This is a genomic window from Devosia polycyclovorans (assembly GCF_042181575.1).
In the GTDB taxonomy this organism is placed as follows: Bacteria; Pseudomonadota; Alphaproteobacteria; order Rhizobiales; family Devosiaceae; genus Devosia; species Devosia polycyclovorans.
Genome location: NZ_CP170082.1, coordinates 2,587,668 through 2,604,391 on the forward strand (window position 1 = coordinate 2,587,668; position 16,724 = coordinate 2,604,391).

Sequence of the window (16,724 nt, forward strand, 5' to 3'; positions counted from 1 at the left end):
CAACTAAGCTTGACGCTACGCCGGTAAGGTAAAGACGAGTTTAAGGCCGATGCGATTTGAGCGAAATCGTGTCGGGAGGATTCAGAGGTAGGTAAGGTTAAGATCAGAGGCGGCCAAATACAGCCAGAACCCCCAAGATGGATGAAATTCGGCGCTACGCCGCTATTGGCCGTTCAGGGAGAGGCTGCCCAGGCGTTCGAGCGCGCCGCGATGGGTCTGCTGTAGTGCGAACGGCGTCACCGTGATGGCCTTGCCCCGGCGCAAGACCTCGAAGTCGGCTGACGGATCGAGCGGTTGCGGCGTTTCGGGAATGGCCATGAAGAACTGGCCCTCATTGTCGCTGGGATAGTAGCGAATGGGCGAACGCGAAAAGCGCTGATGGGCGACAGCGGTCAAGCCAACCACCTCTTCGGTGGCGCAGAAGGGGAAGTTGACGTTGTAGAAGACGTCGTCGCCAGCATGGGCTGCCAGAATGGCCGACACCACTTCAGCGCCATAACGTCGGGCATTGGCCCAATCCGGCTTGTGCGAGACTTCGTAGTCCATGGACTGGCTCATGGCGATGCCGATGGCGCCCTGCAACACGCCCTCACGGGCACCAGCGGCGGTGCCGGAGCAATTGACGATATCGCCCAGGTTCTGACCGGCATTGACGCCCGAAAGCACCAGGTCGGCCGGCCTGTCGCCCAGAATGTGGGTCATGCCGGCGACCACGCAATCGGCAGGCGAGCCGCCGGTAATGGCAAAGCGCCGCGGGCCCCTGGCCTCGAACGACAGTTCGCGACCAAAGGTGAAGCGGTGCCCTGCCCCTGATTGGTTGCCGTCCGGGGCCACGATCCAGACGTCGTCTGAAATTGCGTGGGCAATATCGACCATGATGGCGATGCCCGGCGCATCCACGCCATCGTCATTGGTGATGAGGATGCGAAGGCTCATTTACTTGCCGCCGATGGAGGTCAACCCGCCCATATAGGGCTGCAAGGCCTCGGGGATGAGCACCGAGCCATCTTCCTGCTGGTAATTCTCCAGTACGGCAATCAGACAGCGCCCGACAGCCGTACCGGAGCCGTTGAGGGTGTGGACATAGCGCGGGGCCTGCTTCTCGCCAGATGGGCGATAACGGGCATCCATGCGGCGGGCCTGGAAATCACCGCACACCGAGACCGAGGAGATTTCGCGATAAGTGTCCTGACCCGGCAACCAGACTTCGAGGTCATAGGTCTTGCGGGCGCCAAAGCCCATGTCGCCGGTGCAGAGCATCATCACCCGATAATGCAGGCCAAGGCGCTGCAGCACGGTTTCGGCGCAGGCGAGCATGCGCTCGTGCTCGTTGATCGATTCTTCGGGCGTGGTGATGGAGACCAGCTCGACCTTGTCGAACTGGTGCTGGCGCAGCATGCCACGGGTATCGCGCCCGGCCGAGCCGGCCTCGGAGCGGAAGCAGGGGGTCAGCGCAGTAAAGCGCAGGGGGAGTTCTTCTTCGGCGAGGATGGATTCTCGGACGAAGTTAGTCATGGGCACTTCGGCGGTGGGGATTAGAGCCAACCGGCTTTCGCCGTGCGGGGTAAAGAACAGATCTTCTTCAAATTTGGGGAGCTGACCTGTGCCGAACAATGCATCGTCGCGCACGAGGACAGGCGGCTGGACCTCGAGATAGCCGTGTTCCGTGGTGTGCAGATCAAGCATGAACTGGCCGAGGGCGCGTTCAAGGCGGGCGATCTGACCTTTCAAAACCACGAAGCGGCTGCCCGAAAGTTTTGCCGCGATTTCGAAGTCCATGTCCTTTTCGGCAATGCCGACTTCGAAGTGCTCTTTGGGCGCGAAGGTGAAGCTCGGCTTGGCCGGGCGCGCCTTCGCTGCTGTTTCCGGAGTACCGTTGGCGCCGAAATATTCGACGTTGCCGGCTTCATCCTCGCCAAAGGGCACATCCTCGAGCGCCATATTGGGGATGGCCGAGAGGATGTCGCGCAGTTCCTTTTCCACCGCACGTTCTTCGGCCTCACCAGTGGGGATGAACTCCTTGAGCGCAGCGACCTCGGCCATCAGCGCCTGAGCCTTGGCCTCGTCCTTCTGGGCCTTGGCCTGGCCGATCTGCTTGGAGAGGCTGTTGCGCTTTTCCTGGGCTTCGTTGAGACGGACGATGATGGCGCGGCGGCGCTCGTCTATCGCGATGAGATCGGAGGACCGCACCGACACGTTCTTGCGCTGGCTCATGGCCGCGTCGAAAGCGTCAGGGTTGTCTCTGATCCACTTGATATCGAACATTGCTGCTTACGGGCCCTGCCCGCCTCTTCATCGCTAGCGCAGGCCTTGGGTGACGAGCCCGGAACACGCCTGCGAGCGCTTCGGGCACAGGATAACTGCGCCCGATACCGAGCGCAGCTATTCGGAGGATGAGCCAGACAGCTCGGCATCCTGCTTGGCGATTGCCTCCTCGCGCCGCTTCTGCACGTAGCGGACAGACAGGATAGCGAGTTCGTAGAGAGCATACATCGGCATGGCAAGGCCGATCTGAGAGATCGGATCGGGCGGCGATACCAAAGCAGCAAGCGCCAGAATGCCCACAATGGCGTAGCGACGGCCCTTCCTGAGCATATCCACATTGACCAGATCGATCTGGGCCAGAAGCGTCAAGACAACGGGCAGTTGGAAACAGATACCGAAGGCGAGGATCAGCGTCGTGGCCAGACCAAGATATTCGGACACCCGCGCCAACAGCTTGATTTCGTCGGTCTGCATGCCAGCGAAAAAGCCCAGCGCCAAGGGCAGGACGACGAAATACACCATAGCCGCACCAAGAAGGAAGAAGAGCGGCGTGGCGACGAGGTAAGGAATCAGCGCCTTGCGTTCGTGCTTGTAGAGGCCTGGTGCAACGAAGCCGTAAATTTGCGTAGCGACATAGGGAAAGCCGAGGAAAATCGCGCCGAACAGCGACAGATTGAGCTGTGTGAAGAAGAATTCCTGCGGCGCAGTGTAGATCAGTTCCATATCACCGGGATTCGGATAGATGGAGCGATAAGGGTTGAGCAGCAGGTCGAAGATCTGCCCGGCAAAGATGAAGCACACCACCATCAGCGCGACCACGGCGATGGCGGCGCGGATGAGGCGCTTGCGCAACTCGACCAGGTGCTCAAGCAGTGGCGCTTCGCTGCCCGCCAGTTCGTCCTCGACTTCGGGTTTGCTCTTGTCCTCAAGCTTGGTCTGCGTCTCGGCCATTTATTCTGTCTTTCCGGCCGCTTCAGCAGGCTTCTTGCGCGGTGCGCGCGACTTGGCGGGCTTGTCGGTATTTTCAGCAGGTTTTCCGGCGGCTTTGGCCGAGGTCCTTGCCGAGGCCGGCTTCGTGGCCTTGGCCGCGGGGCTTCTGGCGGCGCGGGCCTTGGGCGCGGATGCCTCGGCAGAGGCCGTCTGCGCATCAAACTTCTTCGCAGGAGATTTTTCGGCTGCGGGCTTGCTGGCAGTGGTCTTGCTGGTAGTGGCCTTGCTGGTAGTGGCCTTGCTGGTAGTGGCCTTGGTACCCGCCGCGGTCTTCGACCGGGATGACTTGCTTGTGGCACCCTTGCTGGCTGCAGCCTTGGTTGCGCGGGGGGGTGCTTTGACCGGTTCGGCCTTGGTGGGGGAGAAACCGTATTCAGCCGCCATTTCGTTGGCGGATTTTTTTGCAGGTGCCATGCCGGCCTGTTGCTGAATGGCTTCGACGACACTTTCCTTGCTAGGATCGGTCGGCTTGATGACCCCGCTCGGGCTCTCCTTGCCATCCTTGCCGATACTGTTGAAATCCTTGCGAATCTCGTCGGCGGTTTGCTTGAGCGGCGAGGTGATCGAAGTGCGCAGATTGCGCACTTCGTCCAGCCCGGTCGACCTGTTGATCTCCCGCTGGAACTCTCGGCCCATGCGCTGGACCTGACCAATGACCTTGCCAACTCTGCCCATCACTACGGGCAGGTCTTTCGGGCCGATGAATATCAGCGCGACAACGCCGATCACCAGCATCTCTGTCCAGCCTAGGCCGAGCATTTATTCAGTCTCCGGAGGACGGCCGAGCCGCCACACGTGGGATGGGACAATACAGTTCGCTTAAGCGTCCTTGCTCTTGTCCACTTCCTTGGCATCGACGGTGCTTGGCGCATCGGCATGCAGACGCTCAGCAGGCTTGTCGTCGTCCTTCATCCCCTTCTGAAAGGCTTTGATGCCCGAAGCAACCTCACCCATCATGCCGGAAATCTTCCCGCGGCCGAAAAGCAGGATAACGACGACGGCAACAACGAGAATGCCCCAAATAGACGGCGCGTGCATAATGGTCTCCCTAGAACTCTGTTACGCGTTACACGCGATAGATAGACCGAGAAATAGGTTCAAATGCACCTGAACACAAGAACGTGTTGCCTTCTGTGCCCCGCAAACGGCAATTGACGGTCAAGTTTCCTCGTCTTCCGGCTCCGCATCACCCAGATCGGACGGATCGAGCGGGTCTTCATCGTCCCGCAGGTCGCCGTCAAGCGGCAAAGGAATCTGCAGGTCGGGCGGGAGACGGGCCGACAAGAGGCCTGCGCCCTTGAGTTCGTCGAGCCCGGGCAGGTCCGTAAGGCTTTCGAGACCGAAATGGTCCAGGAAGGCATCCGTCGTTCCATAGGTGACCGGTCGACCAGGCGTACGGCGTCGGCCGCGCATGCGGACCCAGCCGGCCTCCATCAAGAGATCGAGCGTGCCCTTGCCGGTTGCGACGCCGCGCACTTCTTCGATTTCGGCACGGGTCGCCGGCTGGTGATAGGCAATGATGGACAGCGTTTCGAGCGCCGCGCGCGAGAGCGGTCGCGTTTCATGCTCCTCACGCCGCAGCAGGAAACCCAGATCCTCGGCTGTGCGAAATGCCCACCCCTCTCCCCGGCGCACGAGATTGACGCCACGGTCGGCATAGGTTTCCTGCAGCCGAAGCAACAGACCCTGAACATCCGCCCCAACGCCCAGATAGGGCGCGAGATCTGACGGCCGCAGAGGCTGATCAGAGGCAAAGAGCAGCGCTTCAAGGATGCGCAAATGGCGGCGGAGGACTTCGCCGGTCTGGTCGGTCACGGTCGGGTCGCTCACTGCGCGTCACTCCGGCGTCGCATGAACAGAGGCCCGAAGGTCTCGGTCTGCCGAATATCGATCTGGCCCTGCCGCACGAGTTCGAGGCTGGATGCAAAAGTCGAGGCGCGGACTGTGGCGCGTTCGGCGGGGGTCGAGAGATAGTCAACCAGATAGGCGTCCAACGACACCCATTCCCGACGATCACCGATCAGGCGCTGCAGAATGTCGCGGGCGTCCTGCAAAGACCACACGGTCCGCAAGCGTGGCGCATAATCGGTGGAAATCCCCCGCTCCCGCTGGCTCGAATAGGCCTTGAGCAAGTCATAGAGACTGGCTTCCCAGATTGAGCGCCTGGCGATCTCCATCGGCTCGGGTGCTCCACGAGGGTAAATCTGGAAACCCAGGCGCGGCCGATTCATCAGCCGGTTGGCGGCAGTGCGCATGGCTTCCAGGCGTTTGAGCCGGAACTGCAGCATGGCGGCGAGCATTTCGCCGCTCGGCTCCTCGTCTCCGGCTGCCTGGGGCACCATCAGGCGGCTCTTGAGATAGGCCAGCCAAGCCGCCATGACGAGATAGTCGGCGGCGACCTCGATGCGACGCTCGCGCACCTTGTCAATGAAGCTGAGGTATTGCTCGGCAAGCGCCAGGATGGAAATGCCGGAGAGGTCGACCTTCTGACGCCTGGCTAGATCGAGAAGCAGATCCAGCGGGCCTTCATAGCCGTCCACATCGACATGCAGCACATCCTCGGTGGCCGGTTGCGTTGGAGCGTCGAACCAGTTGGTTTCGGCCTGGGTCATGGACTGTCCGTGCGGATGGCGATCACGCGCCATCCTTGTCCGCCGCCGCGTGACGCGTCAAGCAAGGCGCCGTCAGAGCAGCAGGCAATCGCCGCCGGCCGCCTTGACATTGGTGCAGATATTGGACGCGCTGTCACGCGATGCTGCCGGCACGAGGACGCGGTAGTAAATGCCGCGCTCGCCCAGGTCCACGCGCTGGATCTCCAGATTGGCGCCACCGAATAACACGCCGTACCGGGTTGCGATGGCCTGCGCAGACTGTCGCGCGGCCTCTTCGCTGCGCTGCGACGCCAACTGTACATAGGCCGCGGCCGAACCGCCGGCTGGGGCCGTGGCGGCAGGTTGCTGCGCCACGGAGGGGGTCGCCGCAGGAGCCGGGGCAACGGGGGGGGGATTGGCATTGGCGGCAGCAATGGCGGCCGACGCAATGGACGCAAAATCGGTCGGCCGCTCCATCGGCATACGGGTCGTGACGCCAGGAACAGCGCTGCCGGTGGCATCGACAACCGCGATATCGGTGCCGGGTTCAGCGGCGGGCGCGGCAGTTGTGGCAGTATCCGCAGCGGGTGCTTCCACAGCGGCGGGCGTTGCGTTGCCGGCTTGCACGCTGGCGACCAGTTCGGGCGTCGAGAAGTCGGCGCCTGGTACTTCGGGAACATCCGGCCGATCGACGGGCAGAATGGCGGAGCCAGCAAGGCTATCATCACCGCTGACAATGGTGCCATCGGGTCGCACGGTGACGGTGCGCACCTTGCGGTTTACCAGGCCATCCTGATTGGGGTCGACGGTGGTCGAACCTGCATCGGCCAGAATGCCGGCATTGGCGGGCGTGCTGCTGCTGGCAGCGACGACAGCTTCTGTGTCGGCCTGATCACGGGAAACAAGCTGCTCGCCTTCGGCCGTATCGGCACCGGAAATCTCGTTGAACACCACAGATTGTGGTGCCGTCTCGGTCGGCTCGACTTCAGGGATCTCCTTGGTGGGGCTCGTGTCGGCAACCACCAGCGGCGCAGGTCCGCTGGGCGCGCCGCTCTGCCCCAGGACCCAATATAGCCCGACGCCAGCAATTGCGAGCAGGCCAACGGCCATCAGTGGACCGGCAAGCGCACGATTGATGCGGCGCGGAGACCGTTGAGGTTCAGCCAAAGCGTCGGTTTCGCCTGGAATGTCGGCGCCGCCGCCGGCATTGACCCATTCGACGTGGGCGCCGGTCGCCGCCGCAGCGGCAAGAATGGCCTCGTCGACGGAGGTCAAACCTGCGCCCTTATCGGCGGCAGCCGGGGCTTGGGGCTGCGGCTTGACCGATTCTACGCGCTCAGCCCTGGCCGGTGTTGGAACGGCAATGGTCGGCGTCGCAAGGCTGCGCAGTGCGGGGCTGGCAGGGGCTGGCTGGGGCGCGGACGCACGTAGGGCCGGGCCTACGAGGCGCTCGATTTCGTCGAGAGGGTCGAGCGGTTCGAATTTCGCCTCTGTGGCGCGCTCGGTTGCCGGAGCGGCGGCGGCCGGTGAAGGCTTTGGCGCCGGTGCGTCCTCTTTGGCAGGCGGTGCCGATGTGGAATTGCTGCCCAAGCCGAAGATCGGGGGCATGCCGAAGCTGTCTTCACCTTTAGCTGAGCTCTCGAGTTCAGATGCGGGCGGGGTTGATGGCTCGGTTGCCTTGGGCGCGGGAAGATCGGAAGCGAGTTCGGCCGCGATCAGGTCGGCTAGACTGTCCTGGTCGAGCGGCGCCATGTCCTGAGCCGGCGGGTCCTGTTCCGGCGGCTCCATTGTGGCGGGCTCCGGTGTGGGTTCGATCGGGTCGGCTGAAATTGGGGAGGTCGGACCGGCCTCTACTTTGTTCGGCGCGAAGCTAAAATCGAAGTTGAACGGCTCCGCCGTCACGGGCGCGTCGTTTTCGCCGCCGGGAATACGGACGGGCTTTGGCGCGGACCGGGTTTCCGCTCGGGGCGGCGCCGGATCGGGCTGGGGGGCACCGGGAATGCGTAACGGAGCGGGCTCGACCTTTGGTTCGGACTGGTCGTTCCGTGCCTCATCGGCCATGAGGCGCGCCAGTTCGGCTATAAGGTCGTCCGGTGCTTCAGTCTGTGCGGCCATCGAATGCGGTTTCGCTGACGTCATGTGGCAGCGCCCCTAGAATGCGGAATGTCCTGTCAAGGATTTTGCCGCGTATTTTCACACTAATGCGCCCGAATTATGAAAGCTCTTCAGGCGCAGAGACCCCCAAAATCCCAAGGCCGTTGCGAATTACCTGGCGAACGGCGTCCACGAGTGCGAGTCGAGCAAGGGTCAACTTCGGGCTCGATTGGTTAACAAATCGTAACTGCGGATCATCCTTGCCCTTGGCCCAGAACCCATGCAAGGCCGCCGAGAGCTCGTGCACATAAAACGCAATCCGGTGCGGCTCATGCGCGATCGTTGCCGCGGCAACTGTACGCGGCCAGGCGCCCAGAAGGCGGATCAGTTCGATGTCCGCAGCGCTGCCCAGAAGTCCGAGTTCGGCGCCTGCCAGCGCCGCCGGTGAAACATCGAGTTCGGGCATGTCGCGCTCAGCGGTGCGGAAAATCGAGCAGGCCCGGGCGTGTGCGTATTGCACGTAGAAGACGGGATTGTCGCGGGTCTGTTCCTTGACCAGCGCGAAATCGAAATCCATCGACGCGTCGTTGCGCCGGAAGAGCAGCATGAAGCGGGTCGCATCGGCGCCCACTTCCTCAACGACGTCGGCCAGCGTCACCAGGTCACCCGAACGCTTGGACATCTTGAATGGCTCGCCGTTCTTGAGCAGACGAACGAGCTGGCAGATGCGCACGTCAATATCCGCCTCGCCGTTGGAGACGGCCTTCACGGCTGCCTGCAGACGCTTGACGTAGCCGGAATGATCGGCGCCCAACACGTTGATCATGTGCTTGAAGCCGCGAAGATATTTATTGCGGTGATAGGCTATGTCGGCCGCAAAATAGGTGTAGGAGCCATCGGACTTGACCAGGGCGCGATCCGTGTCGTCGCCATAGTCAGTGGCGCGGAACAGGGTTTGTTCGCGGTCTTCCCAATCCTCTGGCGTCTTGCCCTTGGGCGGCTCCAGCCGCCCTTCATAGACCATGCCTTCCTCCCGCAGCCAGTCCAGCGTGGTCTGGATATCACCACCCTGCCCGTGCAGTGTGCGCTCGGAGAAGAACACGTCGTGATGAATATTGAGCTGGGCGAGATCCGCCTTGACCAGTTCCATCATGGCGGCGAGCGCGGCCTCGCGCGCGATCAGCACGGCTTCCTGCTCGGGCATGTCCAGCAGCGACTTGCCGTATTCAGCGGCGAGCGCCTTGCCCACGGGGATCAGATAGTCTCCGGGATAAAAGCCGGGCGGAATCTCGATGGTTTCGCCCAGTGCCTCGCGATAACGAAGAAGGGCCGACTCGCCCAGGATGATGGTCTGGCCGCCGGTATCGTTGATGTAATATTCGCGGGTAACGTCATAGCCCGACCAGGCCATCAGCGACGCAAGCGCGTCGCCAAAGACGGCGCCGCGCGTATGGCCGACATGCATGGGACCCGTGGGGTTGGCCGAAACAAATTCGACATTCACCCGCTCGCCCTTGCCCAGGTCCGTACGGCCATAATTCTCGCCCTGAGCGCCGACGGCCTTCAGGACCTGATGCCAGATCGAGTCGGCAAGCCGGAAATTTATGAAGCCGGGACCGGCCACTTCAACGGATGTGACGTCCTGAGCGGATTTGAACCGTTCCACCAGTCCCGCCGCGACCTCGCGCGGGTTTTTGCCCAGTGGCTTGGCAACAACCATGGCCGCATTGGTGCTGAGGTCCCCATGGGCAGGGTCTCGCGGCGGCTCCACCACGACGCGCGTCAGCAGCTCTTTGTCGAGCTCGGGATAGTCGGCGCGCAGGGCCTCGATGACCCGGGTGGTGAAGAGGGCGAAAATGTCCATGTCAAACCTGTGGGGAGACTGTTCTGGTCACGTTCCCCACTGGAGAGTGAAAACACTTTTCGCGGGAAACGCTCCTGTGGCGCCGGGTTAACGGAAATCCGGTCGAGCGTCAAACAGGCGCTGGTGCTCGTCCAGGGCATAGGGATCGGTCATCCCGGCAATGAAATCAGCGACGATACGTGCTCGGTCCGCTCCGTCCACCGCCCTGCCCGCCTCGCCCCAGCGGCCCGGCATGTCCGCGTTCGCCATGTAGGACGAAAAGAGCCGCTCGACCACGGCCTCACTTTCACGGACCGGTACCATCACGTCCTCGTGGCGGTAGACGCGCGCAAAGAGAAAGGATTTCAAAGCCTTTTCGTCGCTGGCCATGGTGGGTGAGAACTGAACCAGGGTGCGCCCTGCCAGCCGAACATCCTCGGGTGAATTGACGCCGGCCGCCGAAATGTTCTCCAAACCGGTGGCGATGACATTTTCAACCGCTCGCGTGATCATCCGGCGCTGGACTTCATGCGTCTGGCGTTTGGTGGCGATATCGGGATAGCGCTCCAGCACTTCCTCAACGATCGGCCCGGCCATTGGGACACCGATGAAATCTTGTAACGTCACAAGGTTGGCGCGCAGCGCGTCGTCAATGTCGTGTGCATTATAGGCGATATCGTCGGCAATGGCGGCGACCTGCGCCTCGAGACTTGCATAGGTGGCGACCCGCAGATCGGCAGGAGCGGGAATTTCGACGAGGTCCACCAAATGCGGCAGCGGCCCGTTATGCTTGAGAATGCCTTCCAGCGTCTCCCAGGTAAGGTTGAGGCCATCGTGTTCGGCATAGCGATTTTCCAGGAGAGTCACGACCCTTAGCGCCTGCACATTGTGGTCGAATCCGCCGAAGGGCTGCATGGCGCGGTCAAGAGCACGCTCACCGGCGTGACCGAAAGGCGTGTGGCCCAGATCATGGCTGAGAGCGATGGCTTCGGCGAGATCCTCGTCCAGATGCAGCGCGCGGGCGATGGAACGCGCGATCTGGCTGACTTCCAGCGTATGGGTCAGCCGGTTGCGGAAGTGCCGACCCTCATGCGCCAGAAAGACCTGGGTCTTGTGCTGCAGCCGTCGAAATGCGGTCGAGTGGATGATGCGGTCGCGATCACGCTGATATTCCGAACGCGTCGGGCTGGCGCCGGTGCCGAACAACCGACCGAGGGACTGGGATGACCTGCTGGCATAGGGGGCTGTGTGTCTCATCTGGTCTCTTCCGGGCCTTTGCAACAGCGCCTTGAACGCCTATCTTATGGCGAGCGTTATGACATTACGACTGACCCCGGGAAATCCCATGACCGACGCCGCACTTGCCGATGCCCCTGCCGTAACCCTTTCGGACCGCGCCGCCAAGCGTGTGTCGCGCATCCTTTCCAAGGAAGCGCCAGGCACGGTGCTCCGCATATCTGTGGCCGGTGGCGGCTGCTCGGGCTTCCAGTACGAATACAATCTGGTGCAGGACACTCCGGGCGATGACGATCTGGTCCTGCAAAAGGGCGATGCCACGGTGCTGATCGATTCCATGAGCCTTGAGTTCATGGGCGGGGCCGAAATCGACTTTGTCGACGACCTGATCGGTCAATCGTTCCAGGTCAAGAACCCCAATGCCGTCGCCTCTTGCGGCTGCGGCACGAGTTTTGCGGTCTAAGCTTCACCTCCCAGGTCCCGGACAGTAAGGTCCGGCCAGATCAGGAGGAATCGAAGTCATGACCAGCCGCGTCGATGCCGTGATGGACGCCGCAATCTCCGAAGGGAAGATTGTGGGTGCGGAATTGATTGTTACCCGTCACGGGGACGTTGCCTATCAGCGCAGCGCAGGTTGGTTCGACCGTGAGGCCGGGCAGCCGATGATCGACAACGCGATCTACCGGCTGGCTTCGGTCACCAAGCCCATCGTTGCAGCGGCGGCGCTTGCGATGGCAGACAGGGGATTGGTCAGTCTGGACGATCGGGTAAGCCAGCACATTCCCTGGTTTTCTCCTCGTCTCAAGGACGGCAGTGCTGCCGAGATCACCATTCACCATCTGCTGACCCACACGGCGGGGCTCGCGTACAACTACCCAGATGATCCGGCAATATCTACCGGTCTTGGCGCAACCGAGCAGAGCCTCAAAGAAAATTTCGCACGGGTCGCGCAACATCCTCTGGAATACGCGCCTGGAACGGCCTGGCGCTATTCGGTGGCAATCGACGTGCTGGGGGCTGTCCTGGCACAAGTCCATGGTGGCACACTGGAGGACGCGGTCCGGACGTATGTTACTGGCCCACTCGGCATGTCGGAGACCGGCTTTTTTGTTGCTGACCGGAGCAGGCTGGCCAAGCCCTACGCCGATGGGGCGCCGCCGATGCCGATGAGCGACCCGCAGCCCATCGTGGGCGATAACGGCACACTCATGTTCTCGCCATCGCGGATATTCAGCCCAACGGCGTTTCAGTCGGGCGGGGCGGGAATGGCCGGTACGCCCGCAGATATCATCCGGTTCCTTGAAGCCATGCGCAATGGAGGCGGTGGCGTTGTGCGACAGGAGACCGTGGCTCGCGCGTTTTCCAACCAGATTGGCTCGATTGAACGGGATCCGGGACAAAGTTTCGGCTATTTGGGCGCTATCGTGGAAGATCCCGTGGCCGCCGGCGTGCCGTCGGCCAAGGGGACCGTCAATTGGGGCGGCGTCTACGGGCACTCATGGCTCATCGACCCGGTCAATGGGCTGAGCATCATTTCAATGAGCAATACGGCTGTTGAGGGGTGCACGGGGCGCTATCCCAAGGATATCATCGCCGCCGTCTACTCCGAATTGACCTGAGGCCTGCCATGACCCTGCGTATTGCGACCTGGAACATCAACGGCATCAAGGCCCGGCTCGAACTGGTGCTGCGCTGGCTGGAGGAGGAAAAGCCCGACATTGTCGGCCTGCAGGAAATCAAGACCGTTGACGAGGGCTTTCCGAAAGCCGAGTTCGAGGCGCTGGGCTACAATGTGGAAACCCACGGCCAGAAGAGCTGGAATGGCGTGGCATTGCTCTCCAAGCTGCCGTTCGACGAGGTGCATCGCGGTTTGCCGGGCAATGACGAGGACGAGCAGGCGCGCCTGATCGAGGGGGTGTTCTCGCTCGATGGCGGCGTGGTGCGCGTGTGCAATATCTACTTGCCCAATGGTAACCCAGTGGATACGGAAAAATTCCCTTACAAGCTGGCTTGGATGGATCGCCTCAACGGCTTTGTGGAAGGCCGCCTGGCGCTGGAAGAACCATTCATTCTCATGGGGGACTTCAACCTCATCCCTGCCCCCATAGACGCCCATGATCCAGATGCCTGGTGGGGTGATGCGCTCTACCGGCCCGAGAGTCTCGAAAAATTCCGCATCCTGAGGAACATGGGCATGACCGATGCCCTACGGGCCGTCACCGCCGAGGAGGCCTTTACGTTTTGGGACTTCCAGGCTGGAGCATGGCGGCGCAATGCCGGCATCCGCATCGACCACTTGATGCTGTCGCCCCAAGCCGCGGACCGGCTGGACGACGTGGTGGTACACAAAGATGTCCGTGGCTGGGACAAGCCCAGCGATCACGTGCCGGTGGAGGGCGCCTTCAGCTTCTGACGCATCAGAACTGGGCGCTGATCGCGACGCCCGAATTGGACATTTCCAGCGCAGCGGCCCGGGTTTCGGGGGTCGCGATTGACATGGCGCTGCTCAACAACTCATCGGCCAAGGCGAGGTCGGACGTGCCAAGACATGTCGTGCGCGCGAAGTTGAGCCACATCAGCCCCTCGGCGGGCCGGGGCGGATAGTTGTCCATGCCGTTGAACAGCAGATTGCCAAGTTGCGCCTGCGCGAGACAGTGGCCCTTATGGGCGGCGGATTGTAGCCAGCGGGCAGAGAGCATGGGGCTAAGGCCCAAACCTTCTTCCTGCTGGTAGAGCAGGCCGATACGATACTGCGCCTCGGCGTCACCGAAATAAGTGGCGGCATGCATCAGCATGCGATGATATTCAGCCGGGTTCTGGGACACGCCGGCCTCGGGCACTCCGATGCGGAAATATTCCCCAAGCTTCACAAACGAGTTGGCAACAATGTCGGCCTCGAGCCCGCGGGGCGAGGTGTCGGCGTGCTGGTTAGCAATCTGGGCGAAATAGCCGAAGGCCTTGACCGGGTCCTTGTCGACGCCCTCGCCATTCTCATACATGGTGCCCAATTGCCAGAGCGCCAGCGGCCGTCCAGCGGCCGCGTCGCTTTCAAGGGCGGACAGATAGGTGTCGTTGGACACGAAGGCGCCACTGCCGTCGAGCGTATGCGCAAAATTCTGCGCCGCCTCGGCGGCCGTCTGGGCAGAAGCGGGCGCGGCCAGACACAGGGCCAGCAACGCTCCGGACACGGCGCAGGCAAGGGACTTGTCCCAAGTGGTGCGCATAACTCTCCTTTCGCCCGCAGGGATACGAGCGTAATCAACATGCGATCCCCGAACCGCCGGGTCCGCACAGGCGGGGGGCTGATTGACCTGACCGCCTATCAACATCGGTGATCTTGCCCGGTAGCGACGACCAGGCAAAGCAAAGTCTGAACAAGTCGTAAACGCGCTTTGTGACCGCATTCAGCCCATCCCATCACAACGACGTTTCTGGCCAGCGACGGACATCGTCCGCGCAAAGGACCAGAAGCAAACCATGCCGCACAAATGGGTGTTCATCGCCACCATTTCTGGCGCTTTGCGCCAACCGATCAATCTCGTCCCAGGAGGAACCAGGCACATGCGACAGCCATTCATCCAGCCTTGCCATCGTGCCTGCATCCGCCCCCGAATGCCATGCGACCTGCTTTAGGGTCAGATTGTGGCGGGAAACATCGCCAAACCGTTGATGTGAGATTTCCGTATTCTGAATCGATGGCGCTGTTGCGGAATCGTCACAGAGGCAGGCTAGAGGCGGCGTTCACATTGCGCGCAATTGAAGTTGCGGACATAGTTCCGAGCGCAACCCGATTTGGGAGAGAGTGATGAAAACGATCCTGTTCAACCGGAAAACCCTTGGTCTGAAACAGGACACCATCGTTCATGTCTCTCAAATTCTCGTCTGGGTCAGCACGCGCCACAAAACGTCCTAGCGCCCTTTCCCTCTTTCGGTTCCGCGACCGGGAGGCGTCGGCCAGAAGCCGCGCCCGTTGGCGGCGCTTTCTCACCTACTATCGGCCGCACCTGCCGCTGCTCGCGGCAGTGCTCGCCTGTGCGGTGCTGGTGTCAGCTACGGCAATTGCCTTGCCGTTGATTGCCAATCACATTGTCACCCAGCTTCCGGAGCTGACAAGTTCACCTGACTCCGTCGAGGGATTGCTGTGGCTGGGCAGCATCTTGCTGGCTATTTTCGCCGTGCAGGCCCTGGCCACCTATTTCGTGGACTATCGTGGTCACGTGATGGGGGCCCGCATCGAGGCGCAGGTGCGTAGCGAGCTGTTCGAGCACTGCCAGAAACTGTCCTTCGGTTTCTATGACCGGCAACGAACCGGGCAGTTAATGAGCCGCATCACCAATGACTCTCTCTGGCTGGGTGAGCTGTTTCACCACGGCCCGGAGGATCTCGCGATCAGCCTGCTCAAGTTCGCCGGCGCTCTGGCGGTGCTTGTCTGGATCGACCCAGTGGTCGCCATCGCAGTTACCAGCTTGGTACCGTTCGCAATAGGTTACGCCTTGTACTTCAACTGGCGCATGAATGTGGCCATGCAGACGGCCAAGGAGCGTATAGCCGGTGTCAATGAGCGGGTCGAGGATGCCCTTGGGGGTATTCGGGTCGTTCAGTCCTTTGCCAATGAAAAGGCCGAAATGATCCGCTTCAACGCCGAAAACGCCCGGTTCCTGAAGTCCCGGTCTGAGGGGTATCGCAGCGAGGCCCTGCTCTGGAGCGGCATGGATGCCTTCGCACAACTGGTGACGATTGTCGTCATCGTGCTCGGGGCAATGCGCATACTGGCAGGGGAGATGAATGCAGCAGGGTTGCTGACCCTGTTGCTTTGTGTGGGCGTCCTGCTCGATCCGCTGAAGCGTTTCGACAATTTCATCCGCCTCTGGCAGGAGGGCTACACCGGCTTTGTCCGGGCCATGGAATTGCTCGAAGAGCAACCCGATATCGCCGACCGCCCGAAGGCGCGTCCATTGCAGGCGGTTTCCGGGGCGATTGCCTTTGAAAGTGTCGGGTTCCGCTATGAGGCAGATGGGCCAAAGGTGCTCGAAGGCGTGTCGCTGCGCATCGAGCCGGGGGAGTTCGTTGCCCTTGTGGGACCCTCCGGCGTGGGCAAGAGTACCTTATGCAGCCTGGTTCCGCGCTTCTACGAGGTCGATACTGGCAAGGTCACGCTGGATGGACAGGACATTCGTGACGTGACGCTGGCATCGCTGCGCCGCAATGTGGGTGTGGTGCAGCAGGACGTCTATCTGTTCAGTGGCACGGTCGCGGAAAACCTGCGTTATGGCCGGCCGGGAGCATCGCGGGATGACATCGAGGCTGCCGCACATGCAGCCAATGCGCATGATTTCATCCTGAGGCTTCCAAACGGCTACGATACGGATATCGGCCAAAGGGGCGTCAAGCTTTCCGGTGGGCAAAAGCAGCGCCTGACGATTGCCCGGGCCTTCCTAAAAAACCCGCCGGTGCTCATCTTCGACGAAGCCACCAGTGCCATCGACAATGAAAGCGAACGGGCTATCCAGAACTCACTGCTCTCGCTGGCCAGTGGACGCACGACCATCGTGATCGCCCACCGCCTTTCCACCATACGTCAAGCCCACCGCATATTGGTGCTGACACGTGACGGCATTGTCGAGGAAGGAACACATGACGCCCTGATGGCCCGCGGCGGCGTTTATGCAGACCTGCACAGCCTGCAGGGCCGCTTCTGACCCCGA

15 protein-coding genes are annotated in these 16,724 nt (G+C 61.6%); 4 read left to right on the forward strand and 11 right to left on the reverse strand.

Features of this window, described 5'->3' with window-relative positions; genetic code table 11:
• Positions 1-162: 162 nt before the first annotated feature.
• The 10 genes from surE to ACE4RL_RS12975 form a co-directional block, all read right to left on the reverse strand.
• Positions 163-936 carry a 5'/3'-nucleotidase SurE gene (surE, locus tag ACE4RL_RS12930; protein ID WP_375597536.1) on the reverse strand — a complete coding sequence of 258 codons (774 nt, stop codon included), beginning with the start codon at positions 934-936 and terminating at the stop codon, positions 163-165.
• Positions 937-2,265 (reverse strand): serine--tRNA ligase, encoded by a 1,329-nt coding sequence (gene serS / locus ACE4RL_RS12935; protein WP_375597537.1) that lies wholly within the window; start codon positions 2,263-2,265, stop codon positions 937-939.
• Positions 2,266-2,382: 117 nt separating this feature from the next.
• Positions 2,383-3,216, reverse strand: coding sequence for a twin-arginine translocase subunit TatC (gene tatC / locus ACE4RL_RS12940; protein ID WP_375597538.1), 834 nt, complete (start codon positions 3,214-3,216; stop codon positions 2,383-2,385).
• On the reverse strand, positions 3,217-4,014 hold the full coding sequence (tatB, locus tag ACE4RL_RS12945; RefSeq protein WP_375597539.1) for a Sec-independent protein translocase protein TatB: 798 nt from the start codon (positions 4,012-4,014) through the stop codon (positions 3,217-3,219). It lies immediately after the preceding gene.
• Positions 4,015-4,074: 60 nt separating this feature from the next.
• Positions 4,075-4,293: a twin-arginine translocase TatA/TatE family subunit gene (locus ACE4RL_RS12950; RefSeq protein WP_104894486.1), complete on the reverse strand. Its 219-nt coding sequence runs from the start codon at positions 4,291-4,293 to the stop codon at positions 4,075-4,077.
• A gap of 120 nt (positions 4,294-4,413) precedes the next feature.
• A complete protein-coding gene (scpB, locus tag ACE4RL_RS12955; RefSeq protein ID WP_375597540.1) occupies positions 4,414-5,085 on the reverse strand; it encodes an SMC-Scp complex subunit ScpB in 672 nt (223 codons plus the stop codon).
• Positions 5,082-5,867, reverse strand: coding sequence for a segregation and condensation protein A (locus tag ACE4RL_RS12960; protein ID WP_375597541.1), 786 nt, complete (start codon positions 5,865-5,867; stop codon positions 5,082-5,084). The genes scpB and ACE4RL_RS12960 overlap by 4 nt, the downstream gene beginning before the upstream one ends.
• Before the next feature lie 72 nt (positions 5,868-5,939).
• A complete protein-coding gene (locus ACE4RL_RS12965) occupies positions 5,940-7,985 on the reverse strand; it encodes an SPOR domain-containing protein (protein ID WP_375597542.1) in 2,046 nt (681 codons plus the stop codon).
• Between the two features lie 73 nt (positions 7,986-8,058).
• Complete coding sequence (gene argS / locus ACE4RL_RS12970; protein WP_375597543.1) at positions 8,059-9,804, reverse strand: arginine--tRNA ligase; 1,746 nt, start codon at positions 9,802-9,804, stop codon at positions 8,059-8,061.
• A gap of 87 nt (positions 9,805-9,891) precedes the next feature.
• Complete coding sequence (locus ACE4RL_RS12975; protein WP_375597544.1) at positions 9,892-11,040, reverse strand: deoxyguanosinetriphosphate triphosphohydrolase; 1,149 nt, start codon at positions 11,038-11,040, stop codon at positions 9,892-9,894.
• Between the two features lie 88 nt (positions 11,041-11,128).
• On the opposite strand from ACE4RL_RS12975, the gene ACE4RL_RS12980 reads away from it, so the two are divergent.
• From ACE4RL_RS12980 to xth, 3 genes are read left to right on the forward strand one after another with little or no spacing between them, the layout of a single operon-like run.
• Positions 11,129-11,482, forward strand: a complete 354-nt coding sequence (locus ACE4RL_RS12980; RefSeq protein ID WP_375597545.1) for a HesB/IscA family protein — start codon at positions 11,129-11,131, stop codon at positions 11,480-11,482.
• Between the two features lie 58 nt (positions 11,483-11,540).
• A complete protein-coding gene (locus ACE4RL_RS12985) occupies positions 11,541-12,638 on the forward strand; it encodes a serine hydrolase domain-containing protein (protein ID WP_375597546.1) in 1,098 nt (365 codons plus the stop codon).
• 14 nt (positions 12,639-12,652) lie between these two features.
• Entirely contained in the window at positions 12,653-13,432 is a 780-nt protein-coding gene (gene xth / locus ACE4RL_RS12990; RefSeq protein WP_375600281.1) for an exodeoxyribonuclease III, read from the forward strand.
• A 4-nt stretch (positions 13,433-13,436) separates the two neighbouring features.
• Here the strand turns inward: xth and ACE4RL_RS12995 are convergent, their stop codons facing one another.
• Positions 13,437-14,243 (reverse strand): tetratricopeptide repeat protein, encoded by an 807-nt coding sequence (locus ACE4RL_RS12995; protein WP_375597547.1) that lies wholly within the window; start codon positions 14,241-14,243, stop codon positions 13,437-13,439.
• Positions 14,244-14,882: 639 nt separating this feature from the next.
• Here ACE4RL_RS12995 and ACE4RL_RS13000 point away from each other — a divergent pair.
• Positions 14,883-16,718 carry an ABC transporter ATP-binding protein gene (locus ACE4RL_RS13000; RefSeq protein WP_375597548.1) on the forward strand — a complete coding sequence of 612 codons (1,836 nt, stop codon included), beginning with the start codon at positions 14,883-14,885 and terminating at the stop codon, positions 16,716-16,718.
• Positions 16,719-16,724: the final 6 nt, after the last annotated feature.